This window comes from Granulicella paludicola, from assembly GCF_025685545.1.
GTDB classification, from domain to species: domain Bacteria; phylum Acidobacteriota; class Terriglobia; order Terriglobales; family Acidobacteriaceae; genus Granulicella; species Granulicella paludicola.
The window spans coordinates 93277-118061 of record NZ_JAGSYC010000026.1; the positions used below are offsets into that span (position 1 = coordinate 93277).

Sequence of the window (24785 nt, forward strand, 5' to 3'; positions counted from 1 at the left end):
AGACGTCGTGTCAAAATCATAAGCGCGACGCGCGGGAACACGGTAGGATGAAGGCACAATCTGCTTGTTCGGATAAGTAGAGTAGTCAACTTCGCACGACAATGCCGCTTACCGCACAGAATATCGTGTTGCGACAGAGTCGTGCGATGCGTCTTTCGCGTCTCATCCCTGAGCGAATCATCAACTCCTTGAGGCACCTATGTGGATTGTCCGGCTGGCGCTTCGCCGCCCTTATACGTTTGTCGTTCTGTCGATCCTGATCGCGCTGCTGGGTATCGGCTCGGCAATTGAAACGCCCAAGGACATCTTTCCGTACATCAACATTCCCGTGGTCACGATCGTGTGGACGTACAGCGGCCTGACTCCGGCGGAGATGACGGGACGGGTGGTGACGCCCTGCGAACGCGCCCTGACCACAACCGTAAACGATATGGAGCACACTGAGAGCGAGAGCTATCAGGGTGTCTCGATCATCAAGGTGTACTTCCAGCCGAATGTGAAGGTGGAGCTGGCGTTGGCGCAAGTGACGGCGATTGTGCAGACAATTCTGCGTACGCTGCCGCCGGGTAGCTTTCCGCCGTTTGTGATTAAGTACGATGCCTCGTCGGTGCCAATTCTGCAGCTGGCGTTGAGCGGGCAAGGGCTGAGTGAGTCCGATCTTTACGACGACGGCCTGCAGTTCATTCGGCCTCGCCTGGCGAATGTAAAGGGCGCAAGCGTTCCTCTGCCCTTCGGCGGCAAGGTGAAGCAGGTGATGGTCGACACCGATCCGAACCTCCTGTTTTCGCACCATCTGAGTGCCACCGATGTGGGCACGGCGATTGCACAGCAGAACCTGATTCTTCCGGCCGGCACCGCGCGCATGGGCGACCGCGAGTATGTCGTGAAGACGAACTCGAGCCCCGACGAACTGAGCGCGCTGAACGATTTGCCGGTGCGGGCTGCGAACGGGGCAGTCGTGTACATCAAGGACGTGGCGCAGGTCCACATGGGCTTTGCCGAGCAGACGAACATCGTCCGCGAAAATGGCAAGCGCTCTGCCCTGCTGACAGTGCTGAAAAACGGCGACACCTCAACCCTGGATATCGTGTCGCAGACGAAGGACATGATTCCGCGGCTGAAGGCGGGCCTCGGCAACCTGACGATTACGCCGCTGTTCGATCAGTCGATCTTCGTACGAAGTTCGATCAGCGAGGTCGTTCGTGAAGCTACGATCGCTGCCGTGCTGACGGGCCTGATGATCCTGCTGTTCCTCGGCTCATGGCGGTCGACGGTGATCGTGTGTATTTCGATTCCGCTATCCATCGCGACGTCTCTCATCATTCTTTCGGCGCTGGGCGAGACGATCAATGTAATGACGCTGGGCGGTCTCGCTCTGGCCGTCGGCATTCTTGTCGACGACGCGACCGTCGAGATCGAGAACACGCACCGCAACATGCAGGAGAAGCTGCCGCTGACGAAGGCGATTCTGCATTCGGCGCAGCAAGTGGCAGCGCCGGCGTTCGTATCGACGCTATCGATCTGCATCGTGTTCGTCCCGGTGGTGCTGCTGACCGGCGCAGCGAAGTTCCTGTTCACCCCGCTGGCAGAGGCTGTGGCCTTCGCGATGATGGCCAGCTACTTCCTTTCTCGAACGCTGCTGCCGACGATGATGCACTTCCTACTGGGTAGCGAGATCAAGCTTTACCAGGATCCGAAGTTTGCAGAGGAAGAGGAGCGGAGGAGCTTCATCTGGCGGTGGCATTCCAAGTTCGAGCGGCAGTTCGAGAAGTTTGCGCATAAGTATGCGAACCTGCTGGACTGGTGCCTTGAGAACTCGACCATCACACTGTGTCTGTTTGGCTTGCTGGTGGTAGTGAGTCTGCCGATGATCTTCTTTATCGGCCGCGACTTCTTCCCGTATGTCGACTCCGGGCAGATGAAGCTGCATGTGAATCCGCCACAGGGTCTGCGCCTTGAAGATTCGGAGCAGTATTTCGCGGCGGTGGAGAAGGAGATTCGTACGCAGATTCCTGCTGATCGCGTGGACCTGATTCTCGATAACATCGGCCTGCCAGGCAGCGGTATCAATCTTGCGTTCGGTAATTCAACGACGATCTCGAACTCTGACGGTGACATCTCCATCGCATTGAAGCCGGGATCGAAGGACACGCAGATGTACACGCGTATTCTGCGCGACGATCTGACAAAGAAGTTTCCGGATGCTACGTTCTTCTTCACACCGGCGAACATGACCAACCAGATCCTCGACTTCGGTCTGCCCGCTCCGATCGACCTGCAGGTGATTGGCAACGGCAAGGGCAACTACGAGCTGGCGAAGAAGCTGGAGAAGCAGGTAGCGGAGATACCGGGTGCGGTCGACGTGCATCTGCATCAGCAGGTCGATTACCCGACGATGCAGATCAACGTGGACCGAACGAAGGCTCGGCAGATTGGACTTACGCAGCAGGACGTGGCGCAGTCCACACTGATCTCGCTGACCGGTACAGGGCAGACGGCACCGAACGAGTGGCTGAATCCGGCGACGGGCGTGAACTACCAGATCGTGACGCAGACGCCAATCTATCGCAACAGCAACCTGCAGGAGTTGGCGCGTACACCGGTTACCTCGCCCAGCGGCAATGCATCGCAATTGCTCGGCAACCTTGCGAGCTTCCGCCGCGACCGCTCGCCGATCATCGTGGACCACTACAACATTCAGCAGGTCTTCGATGTCTATGCTGACGTGGACAAGACCGATCTGGGCAGCGTAGCAAGTTCGATCCAGAAGATCATCGACGACACGAACAAGACGCTGCCGAAGACGACGCAACTCGCACTACGCGGCGAAGTGAAGACGATGAATGATTCCTTCATTCGCCTGGGTATCGGCATCATCTTCGCGATCATGCTGGTGTACCTGCTGATGGCGGTGAACTTCCAATCGTGGCTCGATCCGCTGATTATCCTGATGGCGATTCCGTGCGCGTTCTGCGGCATTCTATGGATGCTGTTCATCACGCATACGACGTTCAGTGTTCCCAGCCTGATGGGCGCGATCATGACGATCGGCGTAGCAACGGCTAACTCGATTCTGATGGTGGTGTTCGCCAACGATGAAAGGCTCGCAGGCAAGGGCCAGCGAGAGGCTGCTCACAATGCGGGGCACACGCGTTTGCGGCCAGTCATCATGACGGCGCTGGCGATGATCATTGGCATGTTGCCCATGGCGCTGGCACTGGGTGAAGGTGGCGAGCAGAACGCTCCGCTGGGTCGGGCTGTTATCGGCGGTCTGATGTTCGCGACGCTGGGAACGCTGTTCCTGGTGCCGACGATCTACTCGCTGCTGAAGAAGCATGCACCGATCGACTATTCGAAAGAAATTGATGAAGAGGCTGGTCCTGAGTTGAGCGGACATCCGGAAGCGGGTGGCCACCACGACAGACCGCAGGAGCAAGGAAGCTAATGGCCGACGAGCGTTACGACACACACGACCACACCGACACCGAGCATCGCCTTCCTGCACCGCCGGAGAGCGGGCCTGCGCACGCGCTGACCGACGGGCACGACTACTATCCGCCTGCACGTCAAAGCGGCGAGCACAAGGAAGGACACGGCAGCCGCAAGCCGCTGTTCTGGTTTGTCGTTATCTTCCTGCTGCTGGTCATCGCGGTCCTGTTCTTCGGATGGATGGAGCGGCACGGCGATAGCGAAGACACAAAGAAGCGTGCAGACGCGGCGAAGAACGCGAAGCCGATCGTCGAAGCGACAAAGTTGCAGCAGCCATACTCCAAAGCCGGCCTGGTGGTGCCGGGTACGACGATCCCGCTGACGCAGGCTTACGTGTACGCGCGCGCCAACGGCTACCTGAAGAAGCGGTACGTCGATATCGGCGACAAAGTAAAAGCCAACCAACTACTGGCGATCATCGATGCGCCCGATCTTGACGCACAGGTCTCGCAGGCACGGCAGCAGGTAGCGCAGGCGGAGCAGCAGCTGGAACAGCAGAGGTCGCAGCTGGCCCTGGCGACCGTGACGGTGCAACGGTATCGTGTTCTGGTACAGAAGGGTGTGTTCAGCCGCCAGGATGGCGATCAACAGGAGACGAACTACGCTTCTGCCATCGCGAATGTTGCCGCCGCACAGCGCAACGTCGATGCGTATAAGGCCAATCTGCAGCACCAAATGGCGCTGCAAAGTTACGAGCAGGTGCGCGCGCCATTCGCTGGCGTGATCACCGAGCGCGACGTAGATGAAGGCGCACTGATCTCGGCTGCGGGCGGGACGTCGGGCGCTCCGGCAGCAGCTCCGCAGGGGCAGAGCTCTAGCACCGGCGGCTCTGCGCAGGCGGGACAATCGAACAGCGGAGGAAGCTCGGGCAGCTCCGCATCGACAGCGACCTCCGCGCAGACACCCGGACAGGGCGGCCCGCTGTTTGGCATTGCGCAGGTGCAGCGCTTGCGGATTTTGGTCTCGGTACCGGAAGGATATGCAGCTGCCATCCACACCGGCCAGCAAGCTCCAGTCGCTTTCCAGGAGCTTCAGGGAGCACCGGTCTACGCGGAGGTTTCCCGTACTTCGAACTCGATCGACGCAAACACACGCACCATGCTGGTGGAGTTGCAGCTGGATAACTCGCAGGGCAAGCTGATCCCCGGTATGTATGCCGTGGTCACCTTCCCGCCTGCCGCAGGAACGCAGGTTCCTCTGCTGGTGAGTGGCGATGCGATTGCGATTCGGCACGATCAGTCTTCTGTGGCGACGGTGGTCGATGGCAAGATTCACTATGTGCCAGTGACGCTCGGCCGCGACTTCGGCACAGCAGTCGAGATTATGACTGGTCTGAAGGCCGGCGATGTGGTCGTAACCGATGTGACCGATGATGTGGTCGAGGGCGCTCCGGTAGAGGTGCATGAGGCGAAGTCGCCGGAGCAGAAGCCGATGGCGGCACCGGCACAAAATACACCGCCCGGTGGCAGCACACAGTACGGCAATCAGGGCATCACTGACCAGAATCTGCAGGGACAGCAGACGCAGCAGAATCAGGGTAAGGGCAGCAACAACAGCAAAAGCAAGAGCAGCGCGAGCAAACCATGACCCCTCGTAATAAGTATGCATACCGAAAGGGCGCGCTGGCAGCGGCGTTGATGCTGACCGGCGGCGCGATGCGAGCACAGTCGCCTTCGCCGGCGCTGCCGCCGCAGACGCAACTCCCCGCGCTAAGCCCGGCGCCGACGCAGAGTTCGGTACCGCCTGATCCTGCGAAGAACAACCCGCAGACTATCGTGAGCCCGCTCGCTGGCCGCGTACAGACGCCGGATGCACCCACGCCGCAGATGCGTCACGCGGAGGAGACGAACGCTGCGCCCACGCGCGAGGCTGTGCGGGGACTGACGCCGTCGTTTCTCGGCTTCCTCGGGCCGTACCATCCTGCTACCGTGCCGCCGCTGTTCCCCGGCGATGCTACTCGACTAAAGGCGCTGGTGCGTGATGGCAAACTTTACCTCACGCTGCAGGATGCACTCGCGCTTGCACTAGAGAACAATCTCGACGTAGAGACCGAGCGCTATAACCTTGTACTGGCGCAGACCGACAGCGTCCGTGCGGCTGGTGGTGGAAGCCTTCGCGGGATCGACTACACCGTGCAACTACCGCCGAACGGCGTGGGCGGCCCAGGTTCGCCACTGCTGAATGCGAGCACCGTCAATCCGAATCCGACGACGCCGACGGTGACCGACCTTACGAGTTTGAATTCGACAGCACAGCAGACGCAGTCGCTCGCCGAGACGACGACAGCGTATGCCACGGGTCCGAACATTCCACTGTTCGATCCGCAGTTCATTCTGGACGGTGGCTACCTGCGCCGCTCGAACTCGGTGACGCTCACTTCGACGACTACCGCAACTGGGACTGGTACTGGCACAGGTTCCACGAGCGGAGTCGTTCAGACGCAGCCGCTGGACTTTGTCGCTGCGAACGCCGCGTATTTGCAGGGATTTTCGACTGGCCTGCAGTTGGAGGCGCTCGGCAACAACGCCTCCGCTGTGCAGTATGGGTCGACAAAGCAGCTTGATCCTTTCTCTTCTCCCAGCGCTTCGGTCACGCTGACGCAGCCTCTGCTGCGCGGCTTTGGTCGAGGCGTGAATCTTCGTTACCTCCGCATCGCAAGCGCCGACAAGAAGATCTCTCGCCTGCTCTTTGAGCAGCAGGTGATGGAGACCATCTATGGCACATCGCGGCTGTACTTCGATCTGGTGTCGCTGGGCGAGAACGTGCGTGTGCAGCAAGAGTCGCTGCGTGCCGCGACGAAGGTACGCGAGGACGATGAGAACCAGGAGCAGCAGGGCACGCTGGCTCCGATTGAGCTGACACGTGCACGAGCGCTCGAGAGCTCCACGCGCTTCGCGTTGATCCAGGCACAGGGACTGTACAAGCAGGAAGAGATCATTCTGCGAAATGAGCTGCTACGCTCTGCTTCGCCTGTGTTCCAGGCAGAGCTCGACAGCTTCAAAGAGATTGTGCCGACCGACACCATCACCGTTCCTGCACAGCTTGAGGATTTGAACGTGCCGACGCTGGTGGGTGAAGCGCTGACGCAACGTCCGGACCTGGCGCAGGCTTCGCTGCAGGTGGAAGCTGGCAAGATCAGCGCGCGTGCAAGCCGTAATGCTGCGCTGCCACAGCTGAACGTTTACGCGAATGCAGCAACACGCTCTGCCAGCGAACAGCCGTACGAGACGCTCGGCAGCACTGGCACGGGCCTGCCGACGAACCCGACGCTGCTCTCCACGGGCGGCACCCGGGTTTCGACGATCTACCAGGCGGGCGTGCAGTTGACGCTGCCTTTGCGCAATCGGGTAGCCGAGAGCGATGCTGCTCGCGATACCGTGCAGTTGCGGCAGGTGCAGAGCCGCACGGAGAAGCTTTCTGCGACGGTGCGCCAGGATGTAGAGACGGCGGTAGTTGCTCTACAGACGGCGCAGGCCTCTTATGAGGCTGCAGCGCAGAGCCGCGATTATCAGTCGCAGCTGCTCGACGCAGAGCGCGACAAGCTCTCGGTAGGGCAATCCACTGCTGCGAACGTGTTGCAGAATGAGGCTTACCTGGCGCAAGCGCGATCGACTGAAATTGCGGCGCGATCGAACTGGATCAAGGCACGCATTCAACTCGACTACGCGCTGGGCGATCTGCTGGAGAAAAATCACATCGAGCTGGATGACGCGATCCGAGGCAATCTTCGCTAAGAGGTCGCCATCACCAGTAATCACAAAGGCCCTCCGCGATGGAGGGCCTTTGTGATTACTGGTGATGGCGAAGGTTACTCGAGTGTGCTGCCGCCGCGCGTACCCTTGGGACGACGGTTCGCCGCGAGGATCTTCTTACGCATGCGGAGCGACTTCGGCGTTACCTCGACGAGTTCGTCGTCTGCGATGAACTCAATTGACTGCTCCAGCGTGAGAGCCTTGAACGGAACGAGTCGGACCGCGTCATCCGAGCCAGAGGCGCGCATGTTGGTCAGCTTCTTTTCGCGAACGCAGTTCACGTCAAGATCGTTATCGCGCGAGTGTTCGCCGATGATCATGCCCTCGTAGACCTCCACGCCGTCGCCGAGGAACAGGATGCCGCGCTCTTGAGTTCCATCGAGGGCATACAGGGTCGTAATGCCCTGGCGATCGGAGATCAGCGCGCCGGAAGGACGCTGCGGGATCTCGCCCTGGTAGGGAATGTATTCGCCTGCGATCGAGTTCATGATGATGGTGCCGCGGGTCTCGGTCAGCATTTCGTTGCGCAGACCGATGAGGCCGCGCGACGGGACCTTGAACTCCATGCGGATACGGCCGGAGCCGTGGTTCGCCATCTTGGTCATCTCGCCTTTTCTCGGTCCCAACTTCTGGATGACCGTACCCGAGAACTCTTCAGGAACGTCAACCGTAAGGACTTCGGAGGGCTCCATCAGAGCGCCATCGACACGCTTGGTGACGATGGTGGGACGCGAAACCATGAGCTCGAAGCCTTCGCGACGCATCATTTCGATGAGCACGGAGAGCTGCAGTTCACCACGGCCCAGCACCTTGAAGTTATCCGGAGTACCTGTGTCTTCCACGCGGATGGAGACGTTGGTCAGCAGCTCGCGCTCAAGGCGCTCCTTGATGTTACGGCTGGTGACGAGCTTGCCTTCCTTACCGGCGAAGGGGCCGTTGTTGACCGAGAAGACCATCGCGATGGTCGGCTCGTCAATCTTGATGATCGGCAGCGGCTTGGGGTTCTCGAGAGCGCAGAAGCTCTCGCCGATGGTGATCTCGGGGATACCGGCTACGGCGATGATGTCGCCAACGGTGGTCTCCGTGGTGTCAACGCGCTTGAGGCCGTCGAAGGTGAAGAGCTTGGTGATCTTTACGGTTTCGAGCTTGCCGTCGACCTTCGAGAGATTGATCTCCTGGCCGATCTTGAGCGTGCCGTTGAAGACGCGACCGATGGCGAGACGACCGAGGTAATCGGAGTAGTCGAGGTTCGTGACCAGCACCTGCAGGTCGCCATCAGCGGTGCCAGGCGCTGCGGGGATCGTCTTGAAGATCAGCTCGAAGAGCGGCTGCAGATCGGTACCCGGTACAGCCAGGTCCATCGTCGCGGTGCCAGCCTTGCCGTTCGTGTAGATGACCGGGAAGTCGAGAACTGACTCGTCGGCATCGAGATCGATGAACAGGTCATAGACCTCGTTCAGTACTTCCTGGGGACGTGCATCGGGACGATCGATCTTGTTGACGACGACAATCGGGGTCAGCTTCGCTTCAAGCGCCTTTGAGAGCACGTAGCGGGTTTGCGGCAGCGGACCTTCCGAAGCATCCACGAGCAGAACGACGCCGTCGACCATCTTGAGAGCGCGCTCTACTTCGCCGCCGAAGTCGGCGTGGCCCGGGGTGTCGACGATGTTGATCTTCGAATCCTTGTAGTGGATGGCCGTGTTCTTGGCGAGAATGGTGATACCACGCTCTTTTTCGAGGTCGTTGGAGTCCATGACGCGCTCGACGACGGCTTCATTTGTGCGGAAGGTACCGGACTGGCGCAGCATGGCGTCGACGAGGGTAGTCTTACCGTGATCGACGTGGGCGATGATGGCGATATTACGAATGGCTTCTGTTGAAGTGCTCACAGCGGAGGGGGTTTCCTATTCTGACAGTCTGGTGTTGCGGTCTGGAAAATCGTTGGCTAGTACGGGAGTCTCGTTTTACGGAGTTGCCGCGTACAGGCGGCACGCACCGAGCGTCAGCCAAGGATCGTACGCAGACTCGCGCGGGTCTTCGCGGGTCTTCACAACAGGACAAAATGGCGAAGAGCGCGTCACCTTTATTCTACCTGAGACGACCCTGTCTTCGATGCCTGTTCGCTTCAATAGCCGATGAATCACAATTTTGGAGGGCGGGATTTCTGCTGCGGAGGACGTCCCGAACTCCGTGAGCATCCCCTATACTGAACGCTCATGGACAATATCTCGGCTGATGCTCTGCAGAAAGTTCAATCTGGCCAAATAGATCTCGCTGCGCTGAAGAAGTATGCGCTCGACCACGCGTACGACGAGATGTTTGCCGCACCGGGACAGCTGCGCGAAAACTATATGCCGCTGCTGGACCACTTCGGCTCGCTGCCGCCCGATGAGTTGCAGCGCCGGAAGCAGGCTGCGGACCTCAGCTTCCTGAATCAAGGGATCACCTTTACGGTCTATGGTCGCGAAGAGGGCACGGAGAAGATCTTTCCGTATGACCTGATCCCGCGGATCATCACCTCTGCGGAGTGGGAGAGGGTCGAGCGCGGCCTGACGCAGCGCATCACCGCGCTGAACCTGTTCCTGAAAGATATTTATAACGATGGCCGCATCCTGAAGGACGGCATCGTACCGCGAGAGCTGGTGTATAGCTGCCCGCAGTATCGCCGCCAGATGATGGGCCTCGAAGTGCCGCGCAATGTGTATGTTGCGGTCTGCGGCACCGATCTGATTCGCCTGGAAAACGGCGACTTCGTCGTGCTCGAAGACAATCTCCGCGTGCCCTCGGGGGTGAGCTACATGCTCACCAACCGGCGCGTGATGAAGCGGATCTTTCCGCAGCTCTTTCGGCATTACAACGTGAAGCCGATCGAGCAATACACACAGTTGCTGCTGGGCACGCTGCGTTCACTCTCTCCGGAGGGCCGCCCCGAGCCGAACATCGTGCTGCTCTCGCCGGGCGTCTTCAACTCGGCGTACTTTGAGCACGCGTACCTTGCGCGCCAGATGGGCATCGAGCTGGTCGAAGGCCGCGATCTTGTAGTGCACGACAACATCTGCTACATGCGGACAACCAGCGGCCTGCGCCGCGTGGACGTGATCTATCGCCGCGTGGATGACGACTTTATCGATCCGCTCAGCTTCCGTCCGGATTCGATCCTTGGCGTGGCTGGTCTCTTCAATGCGTACCGCGCTGGCAACGTCACGCTGGCGAATGCCTTTGGCACCGGTGTCGCGGATGATAAGGCGCTATACGCATTCGTGCCGAGCATCATCAAGTACTACCTCAGCGAAGAGCCGATCCTGCAGAACGTGAAGACCTACCTCTGCGCGATCGACAAAGAGCGGGACTATGTAATCGCCAACCTCGACAAGCTGGTGGTGAAGGCGGTGGGCGAATCCGGCGGCTACGGCATGCTGATCGGCACGCAGTCCTCGAAAAAGGAGCGCGAGGTCTTCGCTGAGAAGATCAAGGCGAATCCACGGAACTACATTGCTCAGCCGACGATCAGCTTCTCGCGAGCTCCGTGCCTCATCGGCGACGAGTTCGAACCGCGCCATGTCGATCTGCGCCCCTATGTGCTGTACGGAGATAAAGTGCGCATCGTGCCCGGTGGCCTGACGCGCGTTGCTCTCAAGCAGGGCTCGCTTGTTGTAAATAGCTCGCAGGGTGGCGGCAGTAAGGACACCTGGGTGCTGAGCTAGCTGCGATAAACTAGACGCAGAGGCCTACGCAGTCACGGCCCAACAGGAACAGGGGTATGCGAGCAGGTACGGTGGTTCGAAACATCTTCTCCTCAGTCAGAGCAATCGCTCTGGTGTGCCTTGTGCTGGGAGTGCGCTGTGCCCACGCCGACGACCTGAAGCCGCGCGTCATCGTCTTCGTCCACGGCCTGCATGGTGACCGCGAGACCTGGGTGGGAGCGAACGGTTCTTACTGGCCCGATATGCTGCGCGTCGATCCGCGCTTTCAAAAGTCCGATGTCTTCGTGTCCGCCTATCCCACACCTTCCTCCAGTGGACAGTACTCCACCAAGCAACTGGCGGATCGGCTTTGGAAACAACTAAAAGATAACCGCGTCTGGGATCATCGCGAGGTCGTGTTTATCGCTCACTCGCTGGGCGGGCTGATTACGGAAGAGATGCTGCTCAGCCATCCGGCCGAGGCTGCGAAGACGCGCTTCATCGTTTCGTATGCCACGCCTCATGAGGGCTCGTTTGTCGCCAGCTTCGCGAAGATCTACGACAGCGATCCCCTGCTGACCGATCTGAGCGACAGCAATGACAACAGCTTTCTGCAGAATCTGGAGTTGCAGTGGCGTAGCAATCCAGTGGATGTGCGCATTCATCGCTACTGCGCGTATGAGACGCTCGACACTGCTGCAGGCGAAGGCATTGGGCGTTATCTGCGAGCGCACACGCGTGTTGTCAGCTATTACAGCGCCACCTACGGCTGCGACACGGACACGCCGCCGCAGAAGATCAACGCCGACCACATCGGCATCGTGAAGCCTACGGACCGCAACTCCGACGCCTATGCTTTTTTCTCGCGCGTCTACCATGCGAACCCAATCCTCGACATCACTGAGTCCATGCGTGACTACAAGGTTGGCGGTCTCAACGTCGACTGCAACAAGACGGCATCGAGCAACGATCTTCAGGTACCTGTGGCGCTCGACCCGAGCCTGCATGAGCACGTGCTGAGCGCAACGGCGGAGCTTGTCGATCGCCAGAAGATTCGTGACGTGACTGACCCGATTGTGACGAAGATCGATCCCAATGGCGTCGCGCACGTAAGCTACTCGTTTCGAGGTGATGGCCGCGGACTGGGCATACTCGGCTGCCCTGCTGGTCATGCTGCGGTGCTCGTCCACTTCAAGGTCCGCAGCGAGATTCCGGAGAAGGAATAGTGCCGAATGATGGTGCTGCGATATCTCGTGCGATACGCTTGAGTATGTCCAGCTTGTCTATATCCAGACGGACCAGCGCCCTTTGCTGTGGCCTGATGATTGCCAGCCTCGCCGCCCCCGCGCAGAAGGTCGTGCTGATTGATCAGGACGGCTCTGGCCCCGGTGGCAGCAACCAGATGTCGATGATGGTGCTGCTGCAATCACCGCAGGTAAAGGTACTCGGCATCACCATGGTTAGCGGTAATGCGTGGGAGCCGGAAGAGGTAAACCACACGCTCCGCATGCTGGAGCTGATCCATCGCACCGACGTTCCAGTTGTGCCAGGTGCTGTCTTCCCTCTGCTGCGCACGGAAGAAGAGTCCAACGAAGAAAAGGCGACGCTCGGCACGCAGCCCTGGTATGGCGCGTGGGGAGATGTTGCCACGAAGACCAGCGAGCGCACCAGCGCACAGCCGTATCACGGCCCCTTCGTCGTTCCGAAGCAAGCCGAAGGCGAGCCCACCACCAAGCCGCTCGATGAAGATGCCGCGCATTTTCTCATCCGGCAGGTACACGCGCATCCACACCAGGTAACGATCTATGCCGGTGGCCCGCTCACGAACATTGCACTAGCGCTCGCCATCGATCCGCAGTTTGCCGAACTGACCCAGGGCATCGTCATCATGGGCGGCAGCCTTATGCCCATCACCGATGATCCTGAGTTCGCGACACATCCGCGCCATGAGTTCAACTTCTGGTTCGACCCCGAGGCCGCGCACCTCACCTTCCGCGCCAAGTGGCCGCGCATCGATCTCACCACCGTAGATATCAGCGTCAAAACACGCTTCACTGAAGCGATGTACGCCGACATTAAGACCTCACCTTCTCCCGCCGCGCAGTACATCGCGCGCTATACCGGCGAGTTCTACTACCTGTGGGACGAGCTCGAAGCCGCGTCCCTGCTGGACCCGAAGATTATCACCAAAGAGCAGATGCTTTACGTGGACGTCGACACCGGCCGTGGCCCCAACTACGGAGACACCCTTACATGGACAGCAGCCAACAAACCCAAACGCGCGATGACACCGGTGCACGTGCAGCAGGACCTCGACTCCACCCGCTTCAACACACTCTTTGTGAATTTGATGAAAGCGGAACCGCTGCCGACTTCGCCGCCACTGCCCTCGGAACGTGTAAAGTGAATGCACAACCATTCGCATTAGGCAGGAAAGGAGCCGACTCGATGCTGTCTCGTGTCGCTGACTCGCTTTATTGGATGAGCCGTTACCTGGAGCGTGCGGAACACACCACGCGGCTGCTCGATGTAAACCTGAACCTGATGCTCGATGAGACCAGCAACAGCGCGGATCATCGCTGGCCTCGTCTGCTGCAATCGCTGGGACGCCCTCGCCGCTTGAAATGGGAGGGCAATCCCTACACGCTCGCACATACGCTCACCTTCGATCTGACGAATCCAGCTTCGGTCGTCGCCTGCGTCATCTCGGCGCGAGAGAACGCTCGCCATATGCGCGAGCAGATCTCCACCGAGCAGTGGCACCGCCTGAATTCGCTCTATCTCGAGGTCACGCGCCCCGGCTTCAAGAAAGAGATGCAGCTCGACGCGGAGAGCTCCACAGAAGGTCCCGTCGCTTTTCTGCAGCAGGTGATGGAGGCCGTCCACCAGTTTCAAGGGGTCACGGATTCCACCATGTCTCACGGCGAGGGCTGGCACTTTATCCAGGTGGGACGCTACCTAGAGCGCGCCACCGCGACGACCTTCCTGCTGGAGGCGTACCACGAAGATCTCTGGGCGCATCCCGATCGTGCCGTCGATGGCAACGAGTATCTCGAATGGATGGGCCTGCTCCGTAGCGCCACGGCCTTCGAGGCGTACTGTAAGGTCTACACCGCAGACCTAACGCCTGAACGTATCCTCGAATTCATCCTGCTCGACCCCGAGTTTCCCCACTCAGTGCGCTTCTCCATTGACGCCCTGCACGCCGCTCTCGGCGCTATTCAACAGCAATCCGGCAAACGTCGCGCAGACGAGGTGCAGCGCCTGGCCGGCAAGCTCAGCGCCAGTCTAGCGTTCGCGAGCATCGATGAGATTCTCGACCGGGACGTCGTTGGCTACCTGCGCCGCATTCAGCAGCAATGTAACGCTATTCACAACGAGATCTATGAGCTGTATGTGAACTATTCAATCCAGACCGCACTGGCTGGTTAACTGCACTCGCTATCTCGAAGCATCATGGAGCGCCCGATGTATTACTCGATCCGCCACCTGACGAAGTTCCTTTATAAGACGCCTGTGAGTGAGAGCATCATGGAGACGCGCATGCATCCGCGCTCCGACGCCATGCAGCGCTGCCTTACCTTCCAGCTCTCTGTCAGCCCTCGCTGCCGCGTATTCAGCTATCGCGATCACCTCTCCAACCAGGTTCATCATTTCGATATCCCGGGCCAGCACGGACAGCTTGTCATCGTCGCCGAATCGCTCGTCGAAGTTGAACCGCACATCGAGATTCCGCCATCGATGCCTGACTCCGCGTGGGATGAGCTCGATCAGCTCGTCAGCGAGGGCGACTTCTGGGAGATGCTACTGCCCAGCGAGTTCGCCACACCCACGCCCGCGCTCGAAGCCCTCGCGGATCAACTCGACCTGCGCCGCCGCGACGATCCGCTCTCCGTGCTACATCGCCTCAACGAGCAGCTCTTCCGCTACTTTGATTACAAGCCACAGTCCACCACGGCTGACTCGCACATCGACGAGGCGCTGCTGGCGCGAGCAGGTGTATGCCAGGACTTCTCGCACATCATGATCGCGTTAGTGCGTTCGCGCCTGCGCATTCCCTGTCGCTACGTCAGCGGCTACCTGTTCCACCGCGATGAGAAGGACCGTTCCGTCGCTTCGGCTACGCACGCCTGGGTGGAAGCGTTCCTGCCCGAATACGGCTGGGTCGGCTTCGATCCCACCAACTTCCTCGTCGCTGGCGACCGACATATCCGCACCGCGATCGGCCGTGATTACGCTGACGTGCCCCCGACGCACGGTATCTTCCGCGGTCGAACGAAGAGTGAGTTGAGCGTTGCTGTACGGGTAGAGCCCAGTGAAGGCATCCCCTCTCTCGACCGCGAACTTCCGGTCCCAGAAGACTGGTCGATGCTGGTAGAAAAGGCACAGGCCGTGCCGCAGTCCCCACCCGCACTATCCAGGCGCCAGATGCAGCAGTCGCAGCAGCAGTAGCTCCAAAGGATCGATCAGCAAGTCCAAAGGGCCAGCATCCGCAGAGATGCTGACCCTTTTCAATTTGGGCTCTTAAGCCTCAAAGTCTTCAGACGGATATTAAAATATCCATTTTCCCGTATTTTGGGACGCCCAACCATCCATGCTTCATAGTTACGTGCCCTGAAAAGCTAGAAAAGTGTATCGACCTTCGACATACCTGGCTTTTCTTGTCTTGATCGCACCTCATGCTGCTCACCAAACTCGCGTCGTCGGGCGATTCTTTGGATGCCTCCAGACTAACCGCCGCTGTTGTTTGTAAATTGCACAAAAAGCAGGCAGCTGGGGTTTTTGAAGCGTTTTGGCAGACGAATTGCTCTCAATAAGGATGAATTCCATATCCATCGTGGCCTGCACTTGCCATTTATAAGTCAATTCAGTTGTGCACTCCCGACCGATCACACTGTCGTATTTATTTGAGGAGACATTCCCAAGCATGAAAACCTGGTTGAATAAACTACTTTTTCTAACTCTCGTACTGGTCCTTTCGGCCTCTATCGTCCGCGCTCAGGACTCGTCTACCGTAGTTGGCACCGTTACCGATTCCAGTGGTGCCGTCATCCCAGGTACGGTCGTCTTGCTGACCAACCCTGCCTCGAACGTGTCACTCAAGCAGACTACCGACAAACAGGGCGGTTACCGCTTCACCAGTGTGCCAGCTCACGAGGGCTACACCATCACCTTCACCCATAACGGTTTTGCTACCCGGAAGGTTGAAAACTTTCCCGTTGAGGTCGCTACGCCCCGCACCCAGGATGTGAAGCTGGTCGCGGGCAACACGGACACAGTGGAAGTCTCCATCGGTAACTCCATCACTTTGAATACCACCGATGCCTCCATCGGCAACAACGTCGATGTCGAGCAACTCAATGAGCTACCTGTTCAGGACCGTACCAGCGGCGTGACCACTCTCTTCAGCCTCCAGGCTGGTGTGGATTTCAATTCAGGCTCCGTCACAGGTGCCCGTATCGATCAGACCGAAGTCACCCTTGATGGCATTGACGTCAACGACATCGCGTCTGGAGCAACCTTCGCCATCATTTCAACCGCTCCCATCGACTCCGTTCAAGAGTTCGGCGGAACAGTTGCTGGCCTTGTGCCCGCTATTGGTACTGGTAGCGGCGGTCAGTTCCAGCTCGTCACCAAGAGCGGCACAAACCACTGGCACGGTAACATCAACGAATATCATCGCGACACAACGACCGTTGCCAACTCATGGTTCAATAACCTGGATACCGTCAAGCGCACCCCGCTCATTCGTAACCAGTTCGGCGGTAACGTCGGCGGTCCTATCCTGCACGATAAGCTCTTCTTCTTCTTCGAACTGAATGACTCTCGCATCATCCAATCGAGCACGGGTGAGACCATCGTTCCCTTGGCTAACCTCTACGGAGCTAACCCCACTCTCAACTACATCAACAATACGACCAATCCTGCTACCGGCCAGCAATGCGATTCGACTGCCCGCCTTACCACGGCACCCACCTGCATCAGCTCCTTGAATGCAGCGGCAGTGCAGGCACTCGATCCTGCTAACCTCGGCTTCAACTCCTCCGTGCTAACGTTCCTTAACGCCCGCTACCAACCCCACGCTGTGAACGACACAGGCGCGGGTGATGGGGTGAATACTGGCGGTTATCGCTTCACTGTCCCCACCCCGGACATCGACACCACCTACATTGCCAAGGTCGACTACAACCTGACCCCCAAGCAGCACGTCTTCGCGCGCGCGACCATCAACCGGCGCAATGCTATCTCCAGTCTGCCTATATTCGACACGGATCCGGTCTCTCATCCTTACATCGACCGCAGCTACGGTTATGTCGTCAGCCACATCTGGACGATTGGCAACAATAAGGTCAACCAGTTCTACTACGGCGATAACATCTCCAAGTTGAGCTTCCCAAATGCCTACAACCCGACCGGTGCCAATGAGTATAGCTTCAGTGGCCTTGGTGGTCCCTACACGGGTACGGATGGGCAGAAGCGCCGCGTTCCCATCCCGGAGGTTCGCGACGACTTCAATTGGCAGATTGGCACGCACAGCATCACCTTCGGCGGCCTCTTCAAGTTCATCAAGACCAACAGCAATCTGATCAATAACTTCAACTTCGCTGGTGTGGGCCTTACCGGTCCCGTGATCGGCAATGGTCTTGACGCGGCTGTACGCCCAACGAACATTAGCGGCGACAGTAACGCGCAACTCGAATACGACAACCTTTTCACGAGCGTGCTCGGTACCATCGGTACCATTTCGTCAAACTATAACTACGCCGTCGGCGGCGCCGCGCTGGCCCAGGGGGGCGGTGGCCCGCGTGCTTACCGTTACTTCCAGACCGAAGCATACGCGGGCGATACTTGGAAGATCACTCCTAAGCTGAGCGTCAGCTACGGTGTGCGTTACCAGCTCTACACCGTACCGTACGAAGCACACGGCCAGGAGTCGATCGAGCAAACCAACTCCACGGATCACAACCACACCACGCTCGATGCCTATGTAAAGGCCCGCCTCGCCCAACAGAACGCTGGCAACACGACAAATGCTGGTCTGCCTATCTATAGCGTCATACTCGGTGGCAAAGCTAACAATGCTCAGCCCCTCTACAACCCCTCGTACAAAGACTTCGCTCCTCGCTTTGGCTTCGCCTACCACGCGGCTCCCCGCACCGTCATCAATGGCAGCGCGGGTCTCGTGTACGACCGTACGGTCATCAATGCCATCAACTTCCTGCAGGATCAGATTTCCTATCTGTTCTCGAATACGCAGGTGAATAACTTCGGTGGAGCCACCGTGGATGGATCGCTTGCGTCCACGAATGCCGCCACTGGTGGTGTTCCTCGCATCAGTGGCACGATTGCAAGCACCACGGCCGCTTTCAACACGAGCCTGATCCCGGCGCCGGCCGCTCTAGCTGTGCCGTACACACCATACCTTGATGATGCCAATGGATCCCTGAACCAAACTCCGAACACGCTTTACGGCCTTGCTTCGGGCGAAACAAACTTTATCATCAGCCCGAACCTCAAGGATCCTTATTCTATCGCCTTCAATGCAGGCATTGAGCAGCAGTTCAATGATCACTTGTTGTTAAAGCTCAGCTATGCCGGTCGCCTTGGCCGTCGTTTGCTGGCCGATGCGGACGGTGGCCAAGTCATTGACGTGCCGGACTACACTGGCAAGTCCACCCAGACCATGGCTCAGGCATTCGCCGCTATCACCACGGAGGCTCGTGCTGGCCAAACTCTAACCCCCCAGCCATGGTTCGAAGATGTGCTGGGTAACTTCAAATCGCGCGGCAGTAAGACAGCGCTCGCCGCTGCAATGGCTGGCAACAAGATCATTCGCGGCGATATCTCGGATGCACTCCAAGCGATGGCTTATTACTCGGTGAATGCCGGCTACACCAATTTCCTGCCCACAAACATCGGCATCCCCTCGCAGTTCGGTTCCAACACCTTCCTCACCAACCAGGGCAACTCAAACTACAACGCTCTGCTGCTCACCCTTGAAAAGAGCACGTCATACGGTCTGAAGTTCGACTTCAACTACACGTGGTCGCACTCGATCGACAACACGTCGCTCAGCGCGAACGGCAATGCTCTTTTCTCCAACAGCGGCTTCATCTGCGATGTGCTTCACCCCCGCGCTTGCCGTGGAAACTCGGACTTCGATGTAACGCAGATCATCACCTCGGACTTCGTGTATGCCCTGCCTTTCGGTCGCAAGCGTCAGTACATGAACCACGCTCCCGTTTGGGCTGAAGAGCTTGCTGGTGGCTGGAGCGTTTCAGGTCTGCCCACGTGGCGCACCGGTCTCGCTGTCACCCCGTACTCCTCCGCCTACCTTGCTTCTTTCGACAACCTTGACCCCGCTATCTACATTGGCGGCAATAAGGGTGATTTGAAGATGCACGTGAACACCGACCACAGCTCCAACATCGTCTACGGCTTTGCCGGCGGCGCTGCTGGCGCTACCAAGGTATTCAATGAGTTCCGTGGACCGGTTGGCCTCGAGTACGGCAACCGTAATTTGCTTCGCGGACCTGGCTACTTCAACTTGGATATGGGCCTCGCCAAGAGGTTCCCGATCATCCCTTCGAAGGATCTCAACCTGATCTTCCGCGCGGATGCCTTCAATATCCTCAACCACCCGTCGTTTGGAAACCCCGGAGTCAACATCGTGAACAACGCTTCTGCCTTTGGGCAGATCGGCGGCACGGCGAGTTCTGCGCGCGTAGGTCAGTTCTCGGCTCGTATCGAGTTCTAACGCTAACGACAACAAACGGCCCTCGGTGGATATCCACCGAGGGCCGTTCTCTTTGTACTGCGCAAAGCTCTCCGCTTCGAACGCTGGTCCTACAGATTCAGATTCTTAAATACAAACTCCGGAATGTGCGTAATCACGCCCATGATGATTCGCCAGATGCCGGGCACGTAGACTACATCCGTTCCCTTATCGATGGCCCTCACCAGCGTCGCGGCGACTGTCTCGACATCGGCGAACTTACTACTGCCCTTCATACCTTCAGTCATCGCCGTCTGCACCGGGCCTGGCTTAATCGTCATCACCGACACGCCTTCGCGGTCGATGCGATTGCGCAGGCCATCGACGTACGCGCTCAGACCTGCCTTCGACGAGCCGTATACGTAGTTCGATTTGCGGCCTCGATCTCCCGCAACCGACGACAGTACAGCCAGTGTTCCATGGTGCCGCTGCGCGCAGTAGCCTGCGAGCCACGTAAGCAGGCTCACCACTGACACAAAGTTAGTCTGCAGAATCTTCTGCGCCTCAGCGAAGCTATGTTCTGCTTCGGTAGCATCGCCGAGCACGCCGAGTGCGATAAACACCACATCGAGTCCTCCGAGCGCATTCACCGCATGGGAGAGCACCTCGGCATGACGCGAACAATCATCGAGATCGACTGCGGTCGTGTCCACGAAGCTCGCGCCACGCACGCTCAAATCGGCAGCGACGGCATTCAGTTTGTCTGCGCTGCGGCCGACGAGGAACAGTTTGTCACCACGCGCAGCCCACAGCCGACAGGTCGCTTCAGCAATGCCAGAGGTCGCCCCCAGCACGAGGATGCGCCGTTGGCCGTCCGGTTGTGAAGACGCTGCCTCACCCTCGGACTCCGGCACATAACGCAGCGCGAGTTGCGGCTCCGATTTTTGCAGCTTCGGATCAAAGCTCATCGCGCACCTCCATCGGCACCTACGACGCGCTCCCAGAATCCCGAGGTCAACGCCGGGTCTTTGTAGCGCGCTAGCTTTTCCCACTGAGGATAGAAGGCCTGGAACTGGGGCGCAGTCATGCGCGCGTCTTTGGCTGGATAGAGACGTCCGCCAAACTCCTGCGTCATGGAGGCGAGTCGATCAAACAGGGCGAAGCTCTTCTCTGGCTTGATCGGGAAATCGAGCGCGAGCGTGATGCCAGGCTTCGGGAAGCTCATCAGCCCCGGCGACTCCACCTCACCGAACACCTTCAACACGGCGAGGAAGCTGGCGAGGCCGGACTTCGCGACTTCCTGTAGACACGCGATGGTCCCCTCGCGCGCATGCTCCCACGGGATCACGTACTGGAACTGCAGCAGACCGCGCTTGCCGTACATGCGGTTCCAGTGCTGTGCAATGTCCAGCGGATAGAAGAAGGGCTCGTAGTCCTGCAATGCACTCACACGCTGCTTCATCTGTTTGTGGAAGTACAACGTGTTGAATGCGCCCACCGTGTAGCGGTTGAGCGCAAAGCCCGGCAGCTCGAACGGGAAGACGAGCTTCGGCTTCGGCGAGGGCTTCAGCGCCGCAGGCACCTGCGAGTGGTCGCCCTGCATGAAGACCCCGCGCATGAAGTTTTTGCCTGTCGAGGTGACATCGATCCAGCTCACGGTGTACTCGATGTGCGCCGCCTGCTGCGTCAGCGAAAGGAACTCGTCGATACCGTGAAACTGTATGCCCTGAAAGTCGATCCTGCGGCTCACGATCGGTTTCAGTCTCAATTGAGCCCACGTTATGACGCCGGTCAGTCCTAAGCCACCGATCGTGGCAGCGTAATAATCGGGATTATCTGTCCGAGAACAGTGCATCTGCTCGCCGTCCGATCGGACCAACTCAAACTGAGTTACATGGTTGCCGAAGGTGCCCGCGAGATGATGGTTTTTGCCGTGGATGTCGTTTGCGATCGCGCCGCCAAGCGTTACATACTTCGTGCCCGGCGTCACCGGCAGAAAGTAGCCGCGCGGCACGGCGAAGTCCAGAATTTGCGCGAGCGTGATGCCAGCCTCTGCTGTCAACAAACCCGTCTCAGCATCGAAACCCAGCAGGCGATTCATCGATGTCGTAGGCAGCAGCGTGCCTTCATTCAACAGGCACACATCACCATAGCTTCGGCCCATACCCACAGCGAGCGCTCCGGAGTGAGCTCCCTCAAGAACAGCGGGAAAGTCGCCCTGCCAGTGCAACGGCTTCAACGTGGCGTCATAAGACGGATAGCGCCCCCACGACTCAAACGGAGGTTTCACCGGGCCTGCTTCTTGCTCAAACGACATACCTCAAGCATAGCTGATGCAGGTATGCCGTTCAGGCTTTGAGCTTTACGACACTACGACTTGGTGAATCTCTCGCGCATGGCCTCGTTCATACCTTGGAACATGGCGTCGAACTTGCCTTCCTGAATGCCGCGGCGGCGGGCTACGATGTTCTCCACACAGACCTCCTGCGGCGTCGGCTGCTGCTTCAGCAGCTCCATCGTCTCGGCGATGAACGCCTTCAATGGCATCGCTCGTTCGTCCTCCGCACCGTCCATCAGGTCCGTCTGCACGTAGGGCGGAATAATCTCCAGCACCTCAGTCGTGGTGTCCTTCAGCTGGTAGCGCAGCGACTGCGTATACGAATGCAGAGCTGCTTTTGTCGCGCAGTAGGTCGGCGTAAATGCCAGCGGAACAAAGGCCAGCCCCGACGACACATTGATGATCGTCGACGATTCGTGCTTGCGTAGGAGAGGGAGCAGCGCCGCCGTGAGCCGGATAGGTCCCAGCAGGTTCGTGGTGATCGTCGCTTCGGCATCATTCAGATCATCCTGCTGGTGCAGCAGGTCTTCAGCTCGCATAATGCCGGCGTTGTTGATCAGTACGTTGATCGCCGGAAACTCCGAAGCCAGCCTTCCGGCGAGCCCGTGAATTGTCCTACGATCTTCAATGTCCAGCACAAGCGACTTCATGCCCGGATTGGCGGCGACCACCTCTTCCAGCAACGGCTTGCGCCGTCCGGCGATGATGACGTGATTGCCCAGCGCGTGCAGCGCCTCGGCGAGCCCTCGGCCGATGCCGGAGCCTCCGCCGGTAATAAGTATGGTGTTGCCAGAGATCTGCATACGAGTTAGATTCCTGATCCCCTTCTAAGGTTCACCCGCAAATACTGCACAGGCATCTTTCCGGGGCAATCCTTCCCGCTCAACCGACATTCGGCAACCTGACTACTGGCAGAGCTTTTCCAACTTCTTATAGGGTTTCGTATTGTCCGGAAAGTTCACGCCCTTGATTTTGGCCACCAGTTCCTCCAGAGTCCCGCCACCGGGATACCCGATGTTCGGGTCGAAGCTATACGCCGGGTCTTTCTGCGCCTGCTCCAGCGTTACAAACTCGAAGCCCTTTGACCGGAACAGCGCGATCAATCGCGGCAACATCTTCGCATCGAACGCGCCTACGTGCATCAGGAGGACATAGGGGATTTCATGGCCATATAACTGCTTGGAAAGATCACGAAATACTCCTATGAACTCGTCCGCCGTTTCCAGGTAGCTCTTTTCCAGATACGCCACGCCCGCGTCATCATGCTTTGCCATGCAGCGCGCATACGGCTCGTTCCAAAGGTAATCCTCAAAGTCCATGGTGACCTCGGCTACCTTGTATCCATGAGCGTTTAGATAGCCACGCACGGCCTGTCGCTTCGCCAGTGTGTCACCTTCGTCCAGGAACGGATATCGAAACCAGTGCCAGTCACCGTTCGGGTCCACCCTCTTCAAGATCGGCTCGTTAGCAGCGATGTCTTCCTCAAATCTCTCCGCTGACACTACATCTAGCGACAAATGCGAAAAAGTATGGCTGCCCAGCGGCTCCCCAGCTTTCACCCAGTCCTTCAAAATATCAGCCTGGTAGGGATAGCCCGTTAGCCGAAAGCCATTCACGAAGCCATACACCGGCGGCATCTTTTCGGCCTTCAAGGTCGCGAGGATCGACCGCACCACCTCCGGCCTTGCGACATCTGGAGGCAACGGTCCATGCGCGGGGAGATCGTCAAAGGTAAACGCCACCTGCGGCGTTTTTGTCTGTGCAATGGCGACACATACCGAGCCGAAAACGACTGCGGCGACAAGGATCCGGAACAGCTTCATCGCCACAGTGTAATGCGAAGAGTCTCCGCGTGCAGAAACAACAAAGGCGCGACCGAAGCCACGCCTTTGTTGTTTCGTGCAAAAGACTTACGCGGTTGCGCGAGCCTTCTTGTCAGCGGCGAGAGCTGCCTTGGCCTGAGCGGCCAGAGCGGCAAAGCCTGCTGCGTCGTTTGCTGCGATATCGGCGAGAATCTTGCGGTCCAGACCGTTGCCAGCCTTCTTGAGGCCGTTGATGAACGTCGAGTAGCTCATGTTGTTGATGCGGCAGGCGGCATTGATACGCACGATCCACAGCGAGCGGAACTGGCGCTTCTTCTGCTTACGGCCGATGTAGGCGAACTTCAGTCCGCGCTCTACAGCTTCCTGAGCAGCCTGGTACAGCTTGGACTTGGTGAGGAAGTAACCACTCGCGCGCTTGAGAATCTTCTTGCGGCGGTCATTACGCTTTGTACTCCGTTTTACACGGGGCATGGTGATCTCCTTTTGCGTGTTTCGTTTGAGCGGATGGAGGTAAGGTGGCCTCTTCTCTCGCCTACAACTCCGAATCTCAGTGGATTGGCTTTGGCCTAATCCAGGGGCCTGAACGCATTTTGCGGCCCTTTCTATAGAAATCCAGCAATTCTGCTTTCTTTTCTATTGGCTTGATTCGAAAAACTCTAAATACCGCTACGCCTTAGGCGTAGGGCAGCATCCGGGCGATCTTCGGGGTATCCGCCACCGATACGAGGACGATCTTGCCAAGCTTGGACTTGGTCTGATTCGACTTCGAGGTGAGGATATGGCGCATCTTCGCCTGGCCGCGCTTGAACTTGCCGGTACCAGTCTTCTTGAAGCGCTTTGCGGCGCCGGAGTGTGTCTTCAACTTTGGCATTGGGTTTCCTGCTCGATACAGCTATTGGACAACGTCTTCTAGAATAGCAGGTTTTTGAGCATTCCGGGCGCACTTCTCCCTTTTCTGACTCTCCACAATCTGATCCATCCCCA

Annotated in this window: 16 protein-coding genes; 9 read left to right on the plus strand and 7 right to left on the minus strand. The window is 58.4% G+C overall.

What is annotated here, in order from left to right; genetic code table 11:
- Positions 1–199: 199 nt before the first annotated feature.
- The 3 genes from OHL14_RS15955 to OHL14_RS15965 are packed head-to-tail and all read left to right on the plus strand — an operon-like array spanning position 200 to position 7223.
- The gene (locus tag OHL14_RS15955) at positions 200–3445 is read left to right on the plus strand and encodes an efflux RND transporter permease subunit (RefSeq protein ID WP_263380367.1); all 3246 of its coding nucleotides are present in this window, start codon (positions 200–202) and stop codon (positions 3443–3445) included.
- Positions 3445–5076, plus strand: a complete 1632-nt coding sequence (locus tag OHL14_RS15960; RefSeq protein WP_263380368.1) for an efflux RND transporter periplasmic adaptor subunit — start codon at positions 3445–3447, stop codon at positions 5074–5076. Before OHL14_RS15955 ends, OHL14_RS15960 begins: the two co-directional genes overlap by 1 nt.
- Complete coding sequence (locus tag OHL14_RS15965) at positions 5073–7223, plus strand: TolC family protein (protein WP_263380369.1); 2151 nt, start codon at positions 5073–5075, stop codon at positions 7221–7223. Before OHL14_RS15960 ends, OHL14_RS15965 begins: the two co-directional genes overlap by 4 nt.
- A gap of 74 nt (positions 7224–7297) precedes the next feature.
- Here OHL14_RS15965 and typA read toward each other — a convergent pair whose 3' ends face one another.
- A complete protein-coding gene (gene typA, locus OHL14_RS15970) occupies positions 7298–9130 on the minus strand; it encodes a translational GTPase TypA (protein WP_263380370.1) in 1833 nt (610 codons plus the stop codon).
- 327 nt (positions 9131–9457) lie between these two features.
- Here typA and OHL14_RS15975 point away from each other — a divergent pair, with 327 nt between their 5' ends.
- The 6 genes from OHL14_RS15975 (at position 9458) to OHL14_RS16000 (ending at position 19682) form a co-directional block, all read left to right on the plus strand.
- On the plus strand, positions 9458–10945 hold the full coding sequence (locus tag OHL14_RS15975) for a circularly permuted type 2 ATP-grasp protein (protein ID WP_263380371.1): 1488 nt from the start codon (positions 9458–9460) through the stop codon (positions 10943–10945).
- 56 nt (positions 10946–11001) lie between these two features.
- Positions 11002–12150, plus strand: coding sequence for an esterase/lipase family protein (locus OHL14_RS15980; RefSeq protein WP_263380372.1), 1149 nt, complete (start codon positions 11002–11004; stop codon positions 12148–12150).
- Positions 12151–12245: 95 nt separating this feature from the next.
- A complete protein-coding gene (locus OHL14_RS15985) occupies positions 12246–13331 on the plus strand; it encodes a nucleoside hydrolase (protein ID WP_263380373.1) in 1086 nt (361 codons plus the stop codon).
- 41 nt (positions 13332–13372) lie between these two features.
- On the plus strand, positions 13373–14356 hold the full coding sequence (locus OHL14_RS15990; protein ID WP_263380374.1) for an alpha-E domain-containing protein: 984 nt from the start codon (positions 13373–13375) through the stop codon (positions 14354–14356).
- Positions 14357–14392: 36 nt separating this feature from the next.
- On the plus strand, positions 14393–15376 hold the full coding sequence (locus OHL14_RS15995; protein WP_263380375.1) for a transglutaminase family protein: 984 nt from the start codon (positions 14393–14395) through the stop codon (positions 15374–15376).
- 475 nt (positions 15377–15851) lie between these two features.
- A complete protein-coding gene (locus OHL14_RS16000) occupies positions 15852–19682 on the plus strand; it encodes a carboxypeptidase-like regulatory domain-containing protein (RefSeq protein WP_263380376.1) in 3831 nt (1276 codons plus the stop codon).
- 89 nt (positions 19683–19771) lie between these two features.
- Here the strand turns inward: OHL14_RS16000 and OHL14_RS16005 are convergent, their stop codons facing one another.
- The 6 genes from OHL14_RS16005 to rpmI all read right to left on the minus strand — a co-directional run bounded on the left by OHL14_RS16005 (position 19772) and on the right by rpmI (position 24672).
- Positions 19772–20608, minus strand: coding sequence for an SDR family oxidoreductase (locus tag OHL14_RS16005; RefSeq protein WP_263380377.1), 837 nt, complete (start codon positions 20606–20608; stop codon positions 19772–19774).
- Positions 20605–21957, minus strand: a complete 1353-nt coding sequence (locus OHL14_RS16010) for an FAD-binding oxidoreductase (RefSeq protein WP_263380378.1) — start codon at positions 21955–21957, stop codon at positions 20605–20607. Before OHL14_RS16010 ends, OHL14_RS16005 begins: the two co-directional genes overlap by 4 nt.
- A 53-nt stretch (positions 21958–22010) precedes the next feature.
- Positions 22011–22781 carry an SDR family oxidoreductase gene (locus OHL14_RS16015; RefSeq protein ID WP_263380379.1) on the minus strand — a complete coding sequence of 257 codons (771 nt, stop codon included), beginning with the start codon at positions 22779–22781 and terminating at the stop codon, positions 22011–22013.
- Positions 22782–22883: 102 nt separating this feature from the next.
- On the minus strand, positions 22884–23801 hold the full coding sequence (locus OHL14_RS16020; RefSeq protein ID WP_263380380.1) for a polysaccharide deacetylase family protein: 918 nt from the start codon (positions 23799–23801) through the stop codon (positions 22884–22886).
- 87 nt (positions 23802–23888) lie between these two features.
- Complete coding sequence (gene rplT, locus OHL14_RS16025) at positions 23889–24272, minus strand: 50S ribosomal protein L20 (protein ID WP_263380381.1); 384 nt, start codon at positions 24270–24272, stop codon at positions 23889–23891.
- A gap of 202 nt (positions 24273–24474) precedes the next feature.
- On the minus strand, positions 24475–24672 hold the full coding sequence (gene rpmI / locus OHL14_RS16030; RefSeq protein WP_263380382.1) for a 50S ribosomal protein L35: 198 nt from the start codon (positions 24670–24672) through the stop codon (positions 24475–24477).
- Positions 24673–24785 lie beyond the last annotated feature (113 nt).